Annotated in this window: 17 protein-coding genes; 1 reads left to right on the top strand and 16 read right to left on the bottom strand. The window is 38.6% G+C overall.

Features of this window, described 5'->3' with window-relative positions; all coding sequences use genetic code 11:
* From AC1DDK_RS04190 to hemA, 16 genes are all read right to left on the bottom strand, one after another.
* A complete protein-coding gene (locus tag AC1DDK_RS04190) occupies positions 1-270 on the bottom strand; it encodes a hypothetical protein (RefSeq protein ID WP_337715850.1) in 270 nt (89 codons plus the stop codon).
* A 17-nt stretch (positions 271-287) separates the two neighbouring features.
* On the bottom strand, positions 288-860 hold the full coding sequence (locus AC1DDK_RS04195) for a hypothetical protein (RefSeq protein WP_288879640.1): 573 nt from the start codon (positions 858-860) through the stop codon (positions 288-290).
* A 221-nt stretch (positions 861-1081) separates the two neighbouring features.
* Positions 1082-3922: a response regulator gene (locus AC1DDK_RS04200; RefSeq protein ID WP_477633853.1), complete on the bottom strand. Its 2841-nt coding sequence runs from the start codon at positions 3920-3922 to the stop codon at positions 1082-1084.
* 80 nt (positions 3923-4002) lie between these two features.
* Complete coding sequence (locus AC1DDK_RS04205) at positions 4003-5001, bottom strand: ABC transporter ATP-binding protein (RefSeq protein ID WP_288879637.1); 999 nt, start codon at positions 4999-5001, stop codon at positions 4003-4005.
* 93 nt (positions 5002-5094) lie between these two features.
* On the bottom strand, positions 5095-5904 hold the full coding sequence (locus AC1DDK_RS04210) for an outer membrane beta-barrel protein (protein WP_172660968.1): 810 nt from the start codon (positions 5902-5904) through the stop codon (positions 5095-5097).
* Between the two features lie 30 nt (positions 5905-5934).
* Positions 5935-6651 (bottom strand): hypothetical protein, encoded by a 717-nt coding sequence (locus tag AC1DDK_RS04215; protein WP_288879635.1) that lies wholly within the window; start codon positions 6649-6651, stop codon positions 5935-5937.
* Entirely contained in the window at positions 6641-7207 is a 567-nt protein-coding gene (locus AC1DDK_RS04220; RefSeq protein ID WP_048903905.1) for an RNA polymerase sigma factor, read from the bottom strand. The genes AC1DDK_RS04215 and AC1DDK_RS04220 overlap by 11 nt, the downstream gene beginning before the upstream one ends.
* 75 nt (positions 7208-7282) lie before the next feature.
* A complete protein-coding gene (gene hemJ / locus AC1DDK_RS04225; RefSeq protein WP_172660970.1) occupies positions 7283-7831 on the bottom strand; it encodes a protoporphyrinogen oxidase HemJ in 549 nt (182 codons plus the stop codon).
* Positions 7832-7838: 7 nt separating this feature from the next.
* Positions 7839-8861, bottom strand: coding sequence for a uroporphyrinogen decarboxylase (gene hemE, locus AC1DDK_RS04230; protein ID WP_048903903.1), 1023 nt, complete (start codon positions 8859-8861; stop codon positions 7839-7841).
* A gap of 15 nt (positions 8862-8876) precedes the next feature.
* The gene (locus AC1DDK_RS04235) at positions 8877-9392 is read right to left on the bottom strand and encodes a hypothetical protein (RefSeq protein ID WP_172660972.1); all 516 of its coding nucleotides are present in this window, start codon (positions 9390-9392) and stop codon (positions 8877-8879) included.
* Positions 9392-10096, bottom strand: a complete 705-nt coding sequence (locus AC1DDK_RS04240) for a response regulator transcription factor (RefSeq protein WP_048903901.1) — start codon at positions 10094-10096, stop codon at positions 9392-9394. The genes AC1DDK_RS04235 and AC1DDK_RS04240 overlap by 1 nt, the downstream gene beginning before the upstream one ends.
* A gap of 2 nt (positions 10097-10098) precedes the next feature.
* Positions 10099-10965 (bottom strand): sensor histidine kinase, encoded by an 867-nt coding sequence (locus AC1DDK_RS04245; RefSeq protein WP_048903900.1) that lies wholly within the window; start codon positions 10963-10965, stop codon positions 10099-10101.
* A 37-nt stretch (positions 10966-11002) separates the two neighbouring features.
* Positions 11003-12376, bottom strand: a complete 1374-nt coding sequence (gene hemL, locus AC1DDK_RS04250) for a glutamate-1-semialdehyde 2,1-aminomutase (RefSeq protein WP_477633854.1) — start codon at positions 12374-12376, stop codon at positions 11003-11005.
* Between the two features lies 1 nt (position 12377).
* Entirely contained in the window at positions 12378-13346 is a 969-nt protein-coding gene (gene hemB / locus AC1DDK_RS04255) for a porphobilinogen synthase (protein ID WP_288879633.1), read from the bottom strand.
* 22 nt (positions 13347-13368) lie between these two features.
* Positions 13369-14949, bottom strand: coding sequence for a hydroxymethylbilane synthase (gene hemC / locus AC1DDK_RS04260; RefSeq protein ID WP_477611793.1), 1581 nt, complete (start codon positions 14947-14949; stop codon positions 13369-13371).
* A 24-nt stretch (positions 14950-14973) separates the two neighbouring features.
* Positions 14974-16200 (bottom strand): glutamyl-tRNA reductase, encoded by a 1227-nt coding sequence (gene hemA / locus AC1DDK_RS04265; protein ID WP_288879631.1) that lies wholly within the window; start codon positions 16198-16200, stop codon positions 14974-14976.
* A gap of 160 nt (positions 16201-16360) precedes the next feature.
* Here hemA and AC1DDK_RS04270 point away from each other — a divergent pair, with 160 nt between their 5' ends.
* The gene (locus AC1DDK_RS04270; protein WP_288879630.1) at positions 16361-17194 is read left to right on the top strand and encodes an alpha/beta hydrolase family protein; all 834 of its coding nucleotides are present in this window, start codon (positions 16361-16363) and stop codon (positions 17192-17194) included.
* Positions 17195-17232 lie beyond the last annotated feature (38 nt).

A 17232-nucleotide genomic window follows, 5' to 3' on the forward strand; every position in this document is an offset into this window, starting at 1 on the left:
CTATACCCACGATATGTTTATCGTTTCCGGCCCCTGATTAATTATATGTACACTGGTGGTTCCATGTGGAATTGGCTGCCCCCCATTTCCAAAAATTTTATGGTTATTGGTTATCTGAAAGGTAACACTGCCGCCGCCACCGCCTGGTTTCATGAAAGAGACATGTACTTGAGTGCTTCTATTTTCCGTATGTGTTCCAGGAGCTACGGTTACTGTATGAGGTCCGTCAATCGTATGATTGTTATGAGCTGATAATGTTATTAGTGGCATAATTTTAAGGTTTAATTTTATTTAATATTATTGTTAACTCTATTTATAAAACTTTGAAATACCTGCGATGATTGATTATCATCTACCAAAGCTGTACCTACATTAATTGCTTCCTGATCGTCCTTACAAAAAGCCCTTATTTGTACTAGTTTCAGTTCGTACATCTGATATTTGCCATCATCTCCATCTTCGATATTATCACTAATTGAATGTGAATCATGGTCTATTAGTTTCCACTTATCCATGCCCGAATGCCAGAATATATAATATGGTAAAGACGATGGATGAATATCTGAGTTAGACCAACCGAGTTGAAAGTTGAGATAAAACATACCGGTATCATTGCTGCCGGAGGCAGTAATTTTACACGATAACGAGGTACTATCCAGATTATACCATACCTCTGCCTTATCATCTCCTGGCTCCTTGCCAAATCCCTGATTAAATTCAAAGTAAAACTGCTGAGCAGATTTTGCATTTACATTATCAGGAGGCCCCCAGGCATTCATTTGGTAACCAGGTCCTCCCTGAGTTTTTCTAACATTCATTGGAGTGCCATTGTAAATTCTTAGCATTGCACCTTGTCCCATAATTTTAAAGATTAAATTGTTAATTAATCAAGCTTCTGTTTAACAGCTCTCATGCTATTTCAAAAGCTCATTTGCTGTATATCAAAGTTGTGGAGAAGATGAAAAAATGGCTATCAGATAACGGACAATGACTCGAATATATCAGACAATTTTTACATGCGGAGCCCTCACGGCCTTAATATTCGGACATTTTCTCTCAAAAAACGGACAGGCAGTAAAACTTAATAATTTATCGCGCGCGTTTGTTTAATAAATTCTGAAGGTGTAATCCGGTATTGCTCTTTAAAACACTGGCCAAAATATGACACGCTTTCAAAGCCCGACATGTAGGCTGCTTCGGAAACAGAGAAACCTGTAGTTAGAAAAGCAGCAGCTTTTTTTAAACGATAATTCCGAATCAATTCGCTGGAAGCCATTTTTGTGAGGCTATTTAATTTGCGATTTAATGTTCTTGAACTCATGGCTAATTTATCGGCCAGATCGGAAATGGAAAAATCAGGATGATCCAGAAATTGATCAAGGATGTCATACAGCTTAATCAAAAAAGGATGGGTAGCCTCATCTGCCTTAAAATCATTCGTAGCGAATACATGTTTATGGTAGTATTCCTGAAGTGTGCGCTGATATTTGATCTGATTGTCGACCCTAAATTTCAGTTCGGACAACAGGAAAGGTTTCGTTAAATAATCATTGGCTCCCATGTCCAGACCTTTCAACCTGCTATCTATAGTTGATTTTGCCGAAAGTAAGATAATTCCGATATGACTTGTCAATGCGGAATTACGTATTAGCCCTGCTATTTCATAACCATCTTTTCCCGGTAACATAATATCTGATATCACTATATCCGGCAAATCCTGCTGAATGATGTTCCAGGCCTGTTCACCATTATTACAGGTATTTACCTCATAATACTCCCTAAAAAAATTTGCAATATATTCTGCAAGGCCAGAATGATCATCGATAACCAATATTGTGGGAAGGTTAGTTGACAGGTCATCTTCAGAAGTTGTTGGTAAAGTATCTGCTTCTGTATTACCTGATACGTTTGACAACTCTACCTCTTCAATCAATTGAACCGGAAGTGTAACTGTAAATGAAGAACCAATTGTCTGTTTACTTTCGACTTCAATCGTACCGTTGAGTAAGGTAACCAACTCTTTAGTATAGGCTAATCCAAGTCCGGTTCCATTTGGATTGAGGAAGGAAGTACCTGATGCTTGATAAAAAGGTTTAAATAAATCAACTAATGTTTCATCAGACATACCTATGCCGTTATCTGACAGATTCAATTGAAAGTAGTTCTTATGATCAAATTGCTTAAAACTTATTTTTAACGTTACAATGCCCCCCTCCTGAGTAAATTTAATTGCATTTGACAAAAGGTTATTCAGTATTTTCTCGAGCTTATCTCCATCAAACAAGCAATAACTGTCCGGTATATCCTCTTCAATAAATTTCAGCGTGATATGTTTACCGTCGGCAAGTGGCTGAAATGAAAATAATATCTCATGGCTAAGCTCTTTGATATTACCTACCATTTCCGTTTTGGTCAGTTTACCGGCCTGAGATTTGGATAGATCCATCATTTGGTTAATAAGCCTAAGTAAATGGCTTGCATTTCTGTAAACAGTGTTCAATAAATTCTTCTCTTTGCCATTGGTACTAAGTCTGAGGAGATATTCAGTAGGAGCGGTTATAAGTGATAATGGGGTCTTAAATTCATGGGTAATGTTGGAAAAAAACTTTGACTTTAAGGATTCAATTTCAATCCGTTCCTCTGCTTCACGACGACCAAGTACCATTTGTTCATAAGCGATATTGGATTTAGCAAGTTCTGTAGCCAAGCGCTCTGAGTGGGTAAGTGCCCCTGTAAAACGAAGTGCAAGAACGATTGCCTGGAGTAAAAGCAAAACCAAAAAAGCAAATGGTAGCAGGAAGCCGGTATTAATGAGCTTAGCCTCATATAAAGAATCATTAAGCAGGCCGATAAAACAGGCTAAAATGCCAATTAATAGCAGGGTATTATTCAGAGGATGATCTCGTAGGTGTTTGGTAAGAAAGTAAACTGTAAAGCAACCCATCCACGCCGCCATGATAATCACAACGATTAACAGATTTCCATATACTTGGTTTGGGCTAAGCCATACCAAACAGGTATATGCTAATCCAATAATCAGGAATATGCGTTTCATAAAGAGTGGGAAGCGTACAAGTTCTGTAGAGGTTAAAAAGTAAACAAAGCCCAATAAACAGACCGGAAAAAGAGTATACAAAATCTTGAGCCCGAGTGAATAGCTAAATCCTGGTAAAAAATAAAACAGGAGTGGTGTCATCGAAAAGCAGGCTCTCAATGCTAGTGCCAGGCATAATATGGCAAAAAAAAGTGCAGCCTTTTCTTTTCGGCGCATTGCAAATATAGCAAGATGGTAAATCCCCATAATAAGTAAACTTCCCACCAAAAATGCATCTGCAATAAAAGATTTATCACTGATCTCTGTTATCTTCTCTGGGCTGCCGATAGTTATTGACGACCACATTCCGCCAGATGAAAAATGGTAATTGGATAACTGAAGCAGCAAAAAGACTTTATCTGATTTTGCAGTAAAATACACAAGTTTTGAAACGCTTTTGGGAATCATATTGGAACTGGTGTCCACTTCCCCCATCGTTGCTACAAGTTTTCCATCTACAAACAGCTTATATGCTGAGGGTAATGGGGGTAGCAAAAGTGCCCAGTTTTCACCAGCTTTTGGTAGCAATATGGTAAGGCCATAAGTTGCGTAACCAAAACTCTTGTTAAAAAAATTTGCATCGGAATTAAATGGTGTCCAATTTCCCGGAACTGTTGTGTATTTTTCTGCAGTTTTCAATTCCGCCTCACTCGCAAGCTTCTTCCAGGCAAAAAGCCACTCACCTGATAATTTTATCGGAGGATCCTTTTCCGGACGGTAGGATTTTAAATTAACAACGCCGTTTACACATAATGGTGAAGTTTGAGCACTTACTGAGTTTATAAGAAGAATAAAAGCAAGAAACAATAGGCMGCTAATTAACTTCATATAAAAATTTATAAGTTATTATCTAAACTTCATAAAATTAGAAAAATTAACAACAAGGAAAGAAACAAAATTATAGGGTTCTAGATGCCGAATTCTAAAAAATGACCAATGTTCGCTTGAACATGGTCATTTTTTTTATGTTCTCCCCTATTCAATTGAATTGCTCGTATTTTAACTCCGTTTCTCTCCAAAAGCAGCTCTTCATAGAAACCTTTATAATAAACATCCTTCACCTCAAAGCGCCTGCTGTTCCATGAGCTTTTTAGCTCAACCCATTCCGGATAAAAAACTACGTGTTCTTTTGTTGCATCAATCCCAAGTTTCAAGGCATCATCTGCATTTAAAACTACGGCATTACCCAATATTTGGGCAGTATATATGTGATCCGGATGATGATAGATGTGTGACGGTTTTCCTGTTTGTAAAAGCTGACCCTCTTTCAGAATCAATAGTTCATCTGACAAAAACAAACCGTCGGCAGGATCATGAGAAACCATGATAACGGTAACTCCCGTATCAGCAGCAATTCGTTTGATATCAGCACGCAACTGGTTTTTCAATAATGCGTCTACCTGACTGAATGGTTCATCCAGCAATAAAACTGAGGTATCGCTTACCAATGCTTTCGCTATTGCAACACGTTGCTGCTCTCCCCCACTCAGTTCAGTAATTTTCTTTTCTTTAAGATGCATGATGTGCAAATGCGCCATCATGGCCATCGTTTTATCGTGCTTGGATTGCACGTTTGTGTTCGACAGCATGGAAGCAATATTATCATACACCTTGGCGTAGATATTAAGGGAGAAATCCTGGGTAACCATTTTCATTTGCTTGTGACCTGGTATCAGTTGCTCATCGGGGCCGAGGATTCTTTTCCCTTCAAAAAGCACTTCACCACTATCTACCTTTAGTAAGCCATAGATACATTTCAGCAATGTCGATTTCCCGCTACCGCTTTCTCCAATAATGGCTACAATATTTCCCTTTTTAATATCAAAGCTAATATTTTTAACTCCAGAAGCCTGTTCAGTCTGATATTGCTTGGTCAGGTTTTTTACGCTAATGATCTGTTCTTCCACAATTCAAAGATAATATAAAAGTGTTGGTCAGTAAACAAAAAAATCCCGCAGTATATACCGCGGGATTGGTTTTATTTGTGTGTGTTGTGTGTTTTAATTTAAGCCAAGCGTAACGCCGAATGCCATATTTTTTAATCCCTTTTGAGCTGCGCTTGCAAACATGTCACTAGCAGAGTATTTAGCAAATACACCGAAAGCGCCATAACCTAACCTAACTGTACCGCCATAACGGAAGGATTGAAAGTTGTAATCATCACTAACTTTTACTTTTCCTCTTTCGTTACTGATTTGTTTTACTTTTCCATTTAAAAGGAACCCGACTTCTGGCCCGAATACAAAGTAAAATCGGTTGCCATGATCGTTTTCTTTAGTGCGTAATTCAAAATTGAAAGGAATGTGTACATAGCTGCTAGAGAAACGATTTTTAGAGAAATGAATATCTTCCTGAACATAAGTAAGCTCACTTGCATTTTTCTGCATGGTGATATCTTTGTTCAACCTGATGTGCGTCCAGTCGAAACCACCTGCCAGATAGATCTTAAAGTTTGAATTGAAACGATAGCCAAACTGGATGATATCGAAAGAGAATGTACTTGTTTTACCACCTCTGTAATCCAGGAAGTCATTTTCAGGAGATAAGGTAAAGCTTCCATTATCTATTAATCTTGAAAACCCAAGGTCCACTCTGGTTATGGTTATTCCGCCAATAAAGCGGCCCTTAGACATATTGGTTTTCCCAGTAGAGTCCTTTTTGCCGATGGTGATACCAACGCCAAGGTCCATATCGAACTTTTTCATTTTACGTTCTTTGGTTACGGTAGTATCTTGTTGTGCACTGGCAGTTTGAGCTATAGCACCGGTAAGTCCGCTTACGATAAGTGCTGTTAATAATAGACGTTTCATTGTATGTATTGGTTTGTGTGTTTCCTAATTCTATTTATCTGACTTTTTATTAAACTTTATGAAACCTATGTTAATGGACACTAAAGATGAATTATCGTCATTGGTATCAAACTGTATAAATTTCTTTTCTCTCTTATCTACTTTGTTAACTACAAAATTCACCAGATCTCCTACATTCCTAATCCCCTTATTCTCTTGATGTTCAGGCTCAAGAGCAGCGTCTGTATATTCTGAAGGGTCTGCTTTTGCGATCATCACTTCTTCTTTGGGAGCTTCTTCTTTTGGTTCAACTTTAGCTAACGTGCTAACAACTTCCGGTTGCTTAATAACAGGACGATCGCTTGTTGCTTTTGGTTGCAAAGCGGCCAATTCTTTTTCTCTGTTGCTTAATTTTATGCGTGGTGCAATAATTAGCGGAGTACTTTCAACCTTGTCTGTAACCGCTGAGCTAACATTGCTTACTTGTACCGGAGTTTTAACAACAGTAACTGCCGGAACCGGAGAAACATCGTTGCTTGCCACCTCGGGTGCCTGCAACCTGATCTTTTCTGTTTTTTGCATCGGCATCAATAAACCTATAGTTACCGCAATTACAGCAACTGCTGCTGCCATCCAGTAAACCGGTAAACTACGTTTAGGTTTGGGCGACAGTTGCTCCGAAATACCGTTCCACAGGTCTGCTGAAGGTTGCATTTCCGCCTCCTCAAACTTATCTCTCAACAACTGATCAAACGCTTTATCCTGCATGTGTTGCATAATTTATGCCCTCCATTTTTATAATTTCTTCTTTTAATATCGCCCTTGCTCTAGACAATTGCGATTTGCTTGCTCCTTCAGAAATGCCCAATGTTTCAGCAATTTCTTTATGAGAATATCCTTCTATGATGTACATGTTAAACACCACTCTATAGCCATCGGCTAACTTTTGAATCACTTTTAATAAATCCTGCATTCCCAATCGGCTAAAATCAAAGCCTGTTGATGGCTGATCATAAGCATCCTCAATTGGAACAACATTCATAGTCCTTAAATTTTTACGGTAACTTTCAATTGCTGTATTTACCATAACTTTTCTAATCCATCCTTCAAAAGCCCCATCTCCCCGGTATTCATTTATTTTCTGAAAAATTTTAATATAACCCATTTGCAATACGTCTTCTGCCTCCATCTTATCTTTTGCATAACGCATACAAACTACAAGCATCTTGGGCGCAGTTTGCCTGTACAGGGCCTCCTGCATCTTCCGGTTGCCTGCTTTGCATCCTTCTAATAATTCATTTATACTATATTGCGTCAATTTCATTTGTGTGTTTGGTATATAGTAGATGAAGCAACTATAGAAAAGGTTGCACGCAGTAATAAAAAAAATTAAAGGGGGTTAGCAATCGTGCTTTTTGCGGTAATGTTTGTACCATTTTACGGCAAGCATAATTACTACTGAAAATATGACGAGCCCAACKAGGCCATAAATCCAGTTCACGGCGCTTTTTAGCACGACTGTAAACACAATAGCTACAAGTAGGATTGTTGCTACCTCGTTCCACAACCTAAGGTTAAACGAGCTTATTTTGCATGTACCTTGTTTCAGCTGCTTCATTATATTCTGGCAAATAAAATGATAAACCAGCAGGGCTGCTACAAAGCCAAGTTTTACATGAAACCAGGGCGTTTGCAATAAACCGGGGTGTATGCAAACCATTCCTGCACCTGCAAGTACAGTGAGTACCATTGCAGGTGTAGTAATGATATTCCAAAGTTTGGCTTCTATCCTTTCGTATTCCTTTTGCAGGATATTACGCTCGATTTCGGGCCTGTCTTCGGCTTCAGTATGATAAATAAACAGACGAACACTATAAAACAATCCTGCCATCCAGCTTACAACAAAGATGATGTGAACAGACAGAATGTAATAATAGTACTTCTCCATTTTTAGATTAGTATTTAAAGTCTTTGATTACTTCAATCGCATATTTTACGTTGTCGAACGGAATATCAGGCATAATACCGTGGCCAAGATTAAAGATAAATCCATTCTCTCCACGCATACGCTCAAACAAGCGAAGAATCTCTCTCTTAATAACGGGTTTATCTGCATACAGTATATGCGGATCCAGGTTACCCTGAACTGCAATACCAGCTGGCAAACTTTTTTTGATATTTAACAAATCCGCGTTCCAGTCTACCGAAACTACATCTGGTTTGGCCTCAGCCATAATAGGCGCAAATACAGAACTTCCTTTACAAAATGAAATTACGGGAATGTCTTTTCTGTTTAAGTTCGCAATGATCTCCTGAATATAACGATGAGAGAATTCCTGGTAATCGTTCCAGGACAACGCCTGTGCCCAGCTATCAAAAATCTGGATGGCATTCACACCTGCAGCAATTTGAAGGTTCAAATAATCGGCAGTAACTTTTGCTATTTTAGCCAATAGTTTGTGTGCAACCTCTGGTTGATTGTGAATCAATAGCTTGGTTGTTTTAAAATCTTTTGATGAACCACCCTCAACAAGGTAGCTCATAACAGTAAAAGGAGCACCGGCAAAACCAATTAAAGGAATGCTTCCGTTTAAACGTTGTTGTATAACTTTAATAGCATCTGCTACGTATTGCAAACGGTCTAAAACATCAACCTCAAGTGCATCTACATCTTTTAATGTACGTACTGGGTTGGCAAACTTTGGTCCAACACCCTGGGTAAAGCTTAAATCTCCGCCCATTGCCTCGCCTGTTACCAAAATATCCGAGAATAAAATAGCAGCATCGATACCCAGTAAATTAACCGGTAACATAGTTACATCAGCAGCAATTTCAGGTGTTTTGCACATTTCAAGGAAGGAGTACTTATTTTTGATCTCCCAGTATTCAGGCATAAAACGGCCAGCCTGACGCATCATCCAAACTGGTGGGCGTTCTGTTTGCTTTGAAAATGCTGCATCTAAAAATAACGTGTTCATGTAAATCTATTTTGTTTATAAGTTGTTCGCTTCTATCTCAATCTTGTTAATTATATCTTTTGCTTTTGGGGTACTGGCCAATTCTTTTGCTTTCGCGATATAGGCCCTGCTCCGCTCACCATCTTTCTTTCTAAGCGCAAGATTGGCAAGATGGATCAATACAAAAGCTTTATCATTTTTTCCACCCAACGGGAAACGACTTGCGATCTGAAAATGATGTTCTGCAACATCATATTCTTCTTTCTTCAGGGCAATATTAGCACGCATAAACTCGTAATACCCCCTTCGGTTTCTTGCAAGTCTATCCGGATTTGGCACTTCAGCCAATATGCGTTCTGCTTTTTCATATTCGCCATTCTTAAAATATTTGGAGGCAAGAAGCACAGAACTGTGTTTAAAATGACTCCAAAGTACAAAGGCAAAGAAAAGGCCTGCCAATGCGGCAAGCTGATACTGATCATAAAAAAGGCATGCTAAAGCGGCAATCATAAAAATTGCCATCAGTGCATACCTGCCTTTGGTATTGTACATTAATGAATATCAGTAAATTTATAACCTACCCCTCTGATAGAGTGAAAATAAACCGGGTTTTTCTGATCTGGCTCAAAATACTTACGGAAGGTTAATATAAAGTTATCGATAGTACGTGTTGATGGATAAACATCGTAATTCCAAACTGTTTCTAAAATCTGCTCACGCGATACTGCTTCGTTTTTACGCTCAATCAGTAATTTTAACAGCATGGTTTCTTTTTTTGTTAAAGGAACAATAAGGCCATCATCCTGTTTTAATTCAAAAGAGTTAAAATAGATGGTCTTATCTCCTATTTTATAAGAGTTAAGTTCTTTCAGATCATCAGCTTTCATGCTGCGTTTAACCAAAATACCTACTCTTAAGATCAGCTCTTCCAAATTAAATGGTTTAACCAAATAATCGTCAGCACCTTTTTTCAGACCCATAACACGGTCTTCGCTTGTATTTTTGGCCGTTAGGAAAAGGATAGGAACTTCAGTGTTTTCCAAACGAATTGTTTCACAAACCTGGAAACCATCCATTTCAGGAAGCATCACGTCTAAAATAATCAGGTTAAAACGCTCTTCTTTAAAAACCTTTAAAGCAGTTTTACCGTCTTTTACCGCATGAACTTTATAACCTTCAAGTTCAAGGTTTAATTTTATTGCATCTAATAAGTGGTCTTCATCCTCAACCAGTAATATTCTTAATTTCTGTGGCATAATCAACTAAATGTTATTTCAAAAATTGCACCCTGTGGTGCGTTATCTTTAACGCTGATATCAGCGTCATGGCTTTGTAGAACTTCTTTAACAATAAACAGGCCTAAACCTGTTCCTTTTGATTTTCTGACATTTTCGTCACCTACACGATAGAATTTATCAAAAATAAGCATCTTTTCAGCGTCAGGGATACCTGGCCCTTTGTCAGTTACCCTTAAAAAAGGATGCCCATCTTTATTTGTCAATTCCACACCAACCTCTGCACAAGGTCCAGAATATTTAACTGCATTTTCAACCAGGTTAGTTACCACAGACGACAGCGCAAACTGATCGCCCACTACCTTAACCCCGGGCTGTATTTTTGGATTTATCAGCTGTTCACAACCACACGAATGGATCTGCAACCTATCAGTGATTCTTGAAACCATTTCCGAAAGATCAAATTCTTCTTTAGGGAACGAATAAGACCTGTTTTCGATCTTGGTAGCCAACAACATGTTTTCAACCAAATCATCTAAACGTTCAATATCCTTTAATGAATTATTCAGTAAAGAAGTTTGTCTCGCTTTATCCAGGTCACGTTTAACGATGGTTTGTATAGATAATTTTATAGCCGCCAAAGGCGATTTTAACTCATGTGTTACCGAGAGTAAAAAGTTCTGCTGCTGCTCTCTTAGCCTGTCTTCTTTTTTAATAGATTGATGCAAAAAATACGCTCCAATACACAATAAGAACAGAAATACAGATCCCTCGCCCATTACCATAGCCATCCTGGACGGTTGTAATTTAACTACAAGCGTGCCCCAGGAAATTAATTGCACTAAAGAGTACAACAGCAGGAAATAAAATATAACGATTGATTTCTTCAAGACAGTTAGTAGTTTATATTATAAATATACCCAAAATTTACTTATTCCTGAAAACAACATCAAGGCTATCAAATATAGCTCTCTTTGCTTTTTCAAGCTCTATTTTAGTATGCGCAGCAGAAACAAAACCTACCTCATAGCCCGACGGGCCAAGGTAAATACCCCTGTTTAACAACTCTCTGTGCATTACTTTAAATTTCTCCATGCTTGCCGGATCAATATCCTCGGCACATTGAATTTTATCTTTGTCCGTAAAAGCCAGCCAGAAAATAGACCCTACATGGAATACTTTTAATTTGTAGTTTCTTGCAGTTGCAAAACGCTGTATGCTCTCGGCAAACTCAGAAGCTTTATTGTTTAAATCTTTATAAAAACCAGAACGTAGTAGCTCCGTCAACTGGGCAATACCTGCAGCCATGGCTACGGGATTTCCAGATAAGGTTCCTGCCTGATAAACACCCCCATCAGGAGAAATATGAGACATGATTTCGGCCGATGCGCCATACATTCCTACAGGCAAACCACCACCGATAATTTTACCATAGGTAACTATGTCAGGCTTTATGCCATAATGTCCTGCAGCACCTTCGAATCCCAATCTGAATCCGGTGATTACTTCATCAAATATTAAGAGTGCTTTGTTCTCTTTACAGATATGCTGTAAAAACTGAATATATTCTGCATCCTGCATCAGCAATCCGTTGTTAGCAGGAATTCCCTCAATAATGACGGCGGCTACTTCATCTTTAAATTGTTCGAATGCTTTTTTCAAAGCTTCGGTATCATTCAAAGGGATTACGATGGTTTCCTGAGCAAATGATTTTGGAACGCCGGCAGAAGAAGTTTCGCCAAAGGTAACCAGACCTGAACCTGCTTTTACCAATAGTGAATCGCTGTGTCCATGATAGCAGCCTTCAAATTTGATGATCTTATCACGACCTGTATAGCCACGCGCCAATCTGATGGCCGACATTACTGCCTCGGTACCAGAACTGGTAAAACGTATCTTTTCTACAAGTTTATTGTTTTTAATAATCAGTTCTGCAAGCTCGTTTTCTAATGCAGTAGGTGCGCCAAAGCTCATCCCGTTTTGCATTACTTCTGTAACCTTTTCACGAACTTTAGCATTGTTATGGCCAAGAATTAATGGACCCCAGCTACYGCAAAAATCTATAAATTGATTTCCATCAGCATCCCATACAAAGCATCCATCGCCCTTTTGAATAAACAATGGTGTTCCGTAAACCGATTTAAAAGCCCTAACCGGAGAATTTACGCCTCCAGGAAAATAGTTTTTAGCCTTCTCGTACAGCTCTGCCGATTTCTCTCTGGAAATATCCGGTTTACCTCCTGTATTTACAGGCATATCACCTTCATTTCCCGAAAACATTTTTTTTAAAGATTCTAACATATTACATCCAATTCTTTTCTACTATATCTCTTATATGGTAAGTTGTTATAATGCTTGCCCCTGCGCGTGCAAATGCATGCATGGTCTCCATCACTACTTTTTGTTCATCTATCCAGCCTTTTTCTGCAGCTGCTTTTACCATAGAGTACTCTCCTGATACATTATAGCAGGCTATTGGCAAATCTGTGTGCTGTTTTAAGTTATGCATTACATCAAGGTAAGCCAAAGCGGGCTTAACCATTAATACATCTGCCCCCTCACTTTCATCAAGCAATGCTTCTCTTAAAGCTTCATTGCCATTTCTAAAATCCATTTGATAAGCTTTTCTATCTCCCTTACTTGGCGCGCAATCAGCAGCCTCTCTAAAAGGCCCGTAATATGCTGAAGCAAATTTTGTAGCATGCGACATGATTGCCGTATTTACAAAACCTGCACCATCAAGTACACTTCGCATTGCACCAACCCTGCCATCCATCATATCTGAAGGGGCAAGCATATCAGCACCTGCCTGTGCATGGGTAAGTCCCATTTTGGCAATTACTTCAACGGTTGCATCATTTTGTACATAGTCATTTTCTAGTATGCCGCAATGTCCATGTGTAGTATAAGAACAAACACAAACATCCGTAACTATGTATAAATCGTCGCCAAAGTTTTTCTTAAGCAAACGAACTGCCGAAGGTACTAAAGAATGATCATGATATGCTGAATGGGCATCCTCACTTTTTTCATCTCCTACACCAAACAACATGATTTTGTTTACACCTAATTTAAGTCCCTTTTCAACATCTTTAACCAATGTGTCTTCAGAGTAATGGTTGATTCCCGGCATTGCGTCTAAAGCATGAACAACATTTTTACCCGGTACAATAAAGTACGGATAAATGAACATATCTTTCGACAACCTTGTTTCGGCTACCATTTCCCTAACTACAGGGTTTTTCCTCAATCTACGTGGACGGTGTAACATATCAACCTCTATTTAACTTCCTTTATTTTATTTCTATTCCAAACACAGCCTCAGCCAATCCGATCTCATCCGGCGAGTAAGGTAAGGTATATTTTATACCCATCTCATCAAATTTTTTCGCTGTTGAATTACCAATAGCAATAATCTGTTGTCCGGGATCTAATAAGTTCTCCACAAAATAGGCATCAACGTTAGATGGGCTGGTAAAAATCAGCACATCAGCGTAAGTCTGATCTATATCATCTTCAAATACAGTCTCGTAAATAGGTAAGTCTATTACTTTTGTATCTGCTGTTAAAGCTTTTTGAATGGTCAATAAAGAATCTTGTGCTCGTGGAAACAATACCGTTTTTCCGGTAACTTCTTTAGCAAAAAGTTCAGCTACTTCCTCAATATCACCACCTTCTCCTTCGTAATCAGCCAGATAACCAGCTCTTCTTAACGAATCTTCAGAACCTCTGCCAGCAACGCCAAATTTAACGTGCTTAGGCAGTACAGGTTTTAGATTAAAGAAATAATCTACCGCATTTCTGCTGCTAAAAAAGATCCAGTCTACATGTCTGAAATGATATTGATCCAATACCGTTACAATAGGGAAAGTACGGATCAGTGATCTCGCGTCAATTTCTATATTGTGTTTTGCTAAAGCTTTTCTAAAATAGTTATGCTCCCCAACTTCTCTTGAAATAAATACTCTTGATGGGAATTTCCTATCCGCGGCAAATCTGCTCACAATCTTTTCAGCTAAACCATCAAGGTTTTCTACTCTATAAAATAAGCGATCAGGGAAATCTTCTTCGGTTTCTGCTTTAGAAGTCCAAACCTCATATAAACCATCTTCTTTTTTGCAGTAACAGCCTAGTGGCATGTGACAGCCACCTTCAAACAGGTTTAATACTTTTCGTTCAATTGCAATTTCCTCTGCAGTTTCCGGATCGTGTATTTTTTGAAGTAGTTCAAATAGTTCGGTATCGTTTTCTCTGATCTGAATAGCCAAAGCGCCTTGTGCAGGAGCCGGAACCAGTTCTGTAGTATCAACTACTTCTACATGGAACTCCGAAAGGTCAATTTTTAAACGGTTCACGCCAGCTTTAGCCAGCAGAATCGCGTCGTAATCTTCATCTCTTAATTTTTGGATCCTGGTCGGTACGTTCCCTCTTAAATCTTCAATATTTAAATCAGGACGTAATGCCAATATCTGCGCTTTACGTCTGTTAGACGATGTCCCCACCATTGCACCTGTTTTAAGCGATAATTTTTGGGTAATGTCTACACAATCTTTTAAAATTAAAAGAAGCTCTGCCGGATCTTCGCGTTCAGTAACCGCTGCAATTGTTAATCCTGCGGGGTGTACTGTAGGTAAATCTTTATGAGAGTGTACTGCTATATCGATGGTTCCACCTAAAAGTTCTTCTTCAAGCTCTTTAGTAAAGAACCCTTTGCCTTCCAGTTTATCTAATCTTAAGTTTAGAATCTTGTCGCCCTGCGTTTTGATGATTTTCAAATCTGCCTCAACGCCAATTCCTGCAAGTTTATCTTTAATGAAGTTGGCTTGCCATAAAGCCAGGTCGCTGCCTCTTGTACCGATAGTAAGTCTTTTCACGTTGATGCTAATTTTTTGGCAAATTTAGCTATTCTTTACCAATATCTCTTTTGCCATTACCATTGGTACGCTGATGTATTTTTTTTCCATATAATCCATCACGCGTTCCAGTACCAATCTGGAGTTTTCATCCAGGTTATTGATCTCTTCGGCAAAGATACCATTKATAGCAGTATGCTTAATTTCCTTGATTTTCTGAGGAACGCCACTCATGGCTATCTCAATTTCACGCTGGCGTAATACCAATTCAAAATCTTTGATGTTCTCTTCGATGATGTGTTCTGCGTTAACCAGTTCATCATAGCGTTCTTGTATATTTTTGCGGGCAACTTCTTTTAAAGATTCTACCTCTATGAAATGTATCGGGAAGTTTTTCACTACTTCAGGAGCAGTGTCGTTAGGGATGGCAAGATCTACAATTACCTTTTTACCAGTATCACCATTTAATAATTTCTTATAGATGGCTTCAGTAATAATAGGTTCTGTAGCACCGGTACAGGTAATAATTACATCAAATCCCTGATCGTAATTTTCTAGTTCTGAAAGTGGATATGCAGTGCCATTTAAATCTTTGGCCAGCGCTTCTGCATGTTCTAAAGTTCTGTTGAATACAGAAAAGTTAGAGTATTTATGTTTTTTAAGATATTGAGCGATGTTTTTGTTGGTTTCTCCTGCTCCGATGATGAGCAATTTTACATTGCCACACATTTTTAGGTCACGAAGTTTACGATAGGCAAGAGAAACAATGGAGACGGGGTTCTTGGAGATGTTGGTATGTGTGTAAACTTCTTTAGCTGTTTTTACCACACGGTTCATGATCATCCGCATATAATCGCCTGTAAATCCTGCAACCCTGCAAGCTTCATAAGCCTTCCGGATCTGGGCAAGAATTTCCTTCTCTCCAACTACCAGACTTTCTAAGGAACAGGATGTACGAAGCAGGTGATTAAACGCCTCGGCCTCTTCATAAACAGAAACATTTTCTATGAACTTATCCATGTATTGATCAGGTAGTCCCATATCTAACACAGTAAGAAAACGACTGATAAAATCTCTGTCGACTTTTTCTGAGGATGTGAATACGAATTCAACACGATTGCACGTTCCTACGTAGAATATTTCTTTAACTCCTAACTCAGATTGAATGTTTCTCAATCTGTCGTCCAGCGTCTGCTCACATATCACCAATTTACCTAAAGATTTGAGGTCAATCTGTTTATGCGTAAAAGCAATGATCTTTAAATATTCCAAAATCTATTATCCTGTTTATTTTTAGCGAAACAAAAGTAATAAGACGCCCTTGTTCCACTGTCATTATGCTGTAATTAAGAGTTATTTAGAAAGATTTTAAATAAATAGATTCATTTAAACATCCCGATATAAAAATTGTTATATTGGCTAAACACCATAAATGCAGACATATATGATACAAAAGGAGCAATTTACAATAAAAGGAGCGGATGAAAAAAACATATTTGGCGACACGACATATGACGATAAGAACACAAACATTGGTACCATAATATTTGTTCACGGCTTTAAAGGCTTCAAAGATTGGGGTGCTCACAACCTAATTGCCCAATGGTTTGCTAAAAATGGCTACCGGTATGTGAAGTTTAACCTTAGTCATGGCGGCGTAACAGCGCAAAATTTTAATGATGTAACCGACATGGAAGCCTTTGCTGATAACACATTTAGCAAGGAACTTTTTGATGTTGACCAGGTGGTTAACTATGTTTCAACAACCTACCCATCTTTCCCTATTTACCTTATCGGACATAGTCGGGGTGGCGGGCTATCCATTATAAAAGCGGCTAATGATGAAAGGATTGATAAACTGATTACCTGGTCGTCTATTTCAGATTTCTCGAGCCTTTGGAAAAAAGAGCAGGAAGAAGAATGGACCAAAACAGGCAAAATATATGTAGAAAATGCACGGACTAAAGAAAAAATGCCACTAAACAGCACTTTATTAGCAGACTTTAATGAGCACAAAGAAGCGCTAAACATCGTTAAAGCTGCAAGAAAGATAGACATACCCTGGTTAATTCTGCATGGCGATGATGATGTAAACGTAAAGTTTAGTGTTGCACAAGAGCTGGCACAAAACCAGCTTAACGCAAGAATACTAAAGATTGAGGGAGCCAATCATGTTTATGGGGCATCGCATCCGTATGCATCGGCAAGCTTACCTGAGCATTTGCAGCAAGTGGTTGAAAAGACACTGCGGTTTATTAGTACATAAAAACAGCGGGTATCATCCATATGGATGATACCCGCTGT

Source organism: Pedobacter sp. 05T44, from assembly GCF_056395985.1.

What these genes read in the sequence shown, in the direction of transcription:
- hemE (WP_048903903.1), bottom strand. Translation starts at nt 8,861, where the DNA reads ATGAACACGTTATTTTTAGATGCAGCATTTTCAAAGCAAACAGAACGC.
- AC1DDK_RS04270 (WP_288879630.1), top strand. Translation starts at nt 16,361, where the DNA reads ATGCAGACATATATGATACAAAAGGAGCAATTTACAATAAAAGGAGCG.
- AC1DDK_RS04195 (WP_288879640.1), bottom strand. Translation starts at nt 860, where the DNA reads ATGGGACAAGGTGCAATGCTAAGAATTTACAATGGCACTCCAATGAAT.
- AC1DDK_RS04210 (WP_172660968.1), bottom strand. Translation starts at nt 5,904, where the DNA reads ATGAAACGTCTATTATTAACAGCACTTATCGTAAGCGGACTTACCGGT.
- AC1DDK_RS04190 (WP_337715850.1), bottom strand. Translation starts at nt 270, where the DNA reads ATGCCACTAATAACATTATCAGCTCATAACAATCATACGATTGACGGA.
- AC1DDK_RS04235 (WP_172660972.1), bottom strand. Translation starts at nt 9,392, where the DNA reads ATGTACAATACCAAAGGCAGGTATGCACTGATGGCAATTTTTATGATT.
- AC1DDK_RS04220 (WP_048903905.1), bottom strand. Translation starts at nt 7,207, where the DNA reads ATGAAATTGACGCAATATAGTATAAATGAATTATTAGAAGGATGCAAA.
- hemB (WP_288879633.1), bottom strand. Translation starts at nt 13,346, where the DNA reads ATGTTACACCGTCCACGTAGATTGAGGAAAAACCCTGTAGTTAGGGAA.
- AC1DDK_RS04215 (WP_288879635.1), bottom strand. Translation starts at nt 6,651, where the DNA reads ATGCAGGATAAAGCGTTTGATCAGTTGTTGAGAGATAAGTTTGAGGAG.
- AC1DDK_RS04240 (WP_048903901.1), bottom strand. Translation starts at nt 10,096, where the DNA reads ATGCCACAGAAATTAAGAATATTACTGGTTGAGGATGAAGACCACTTA.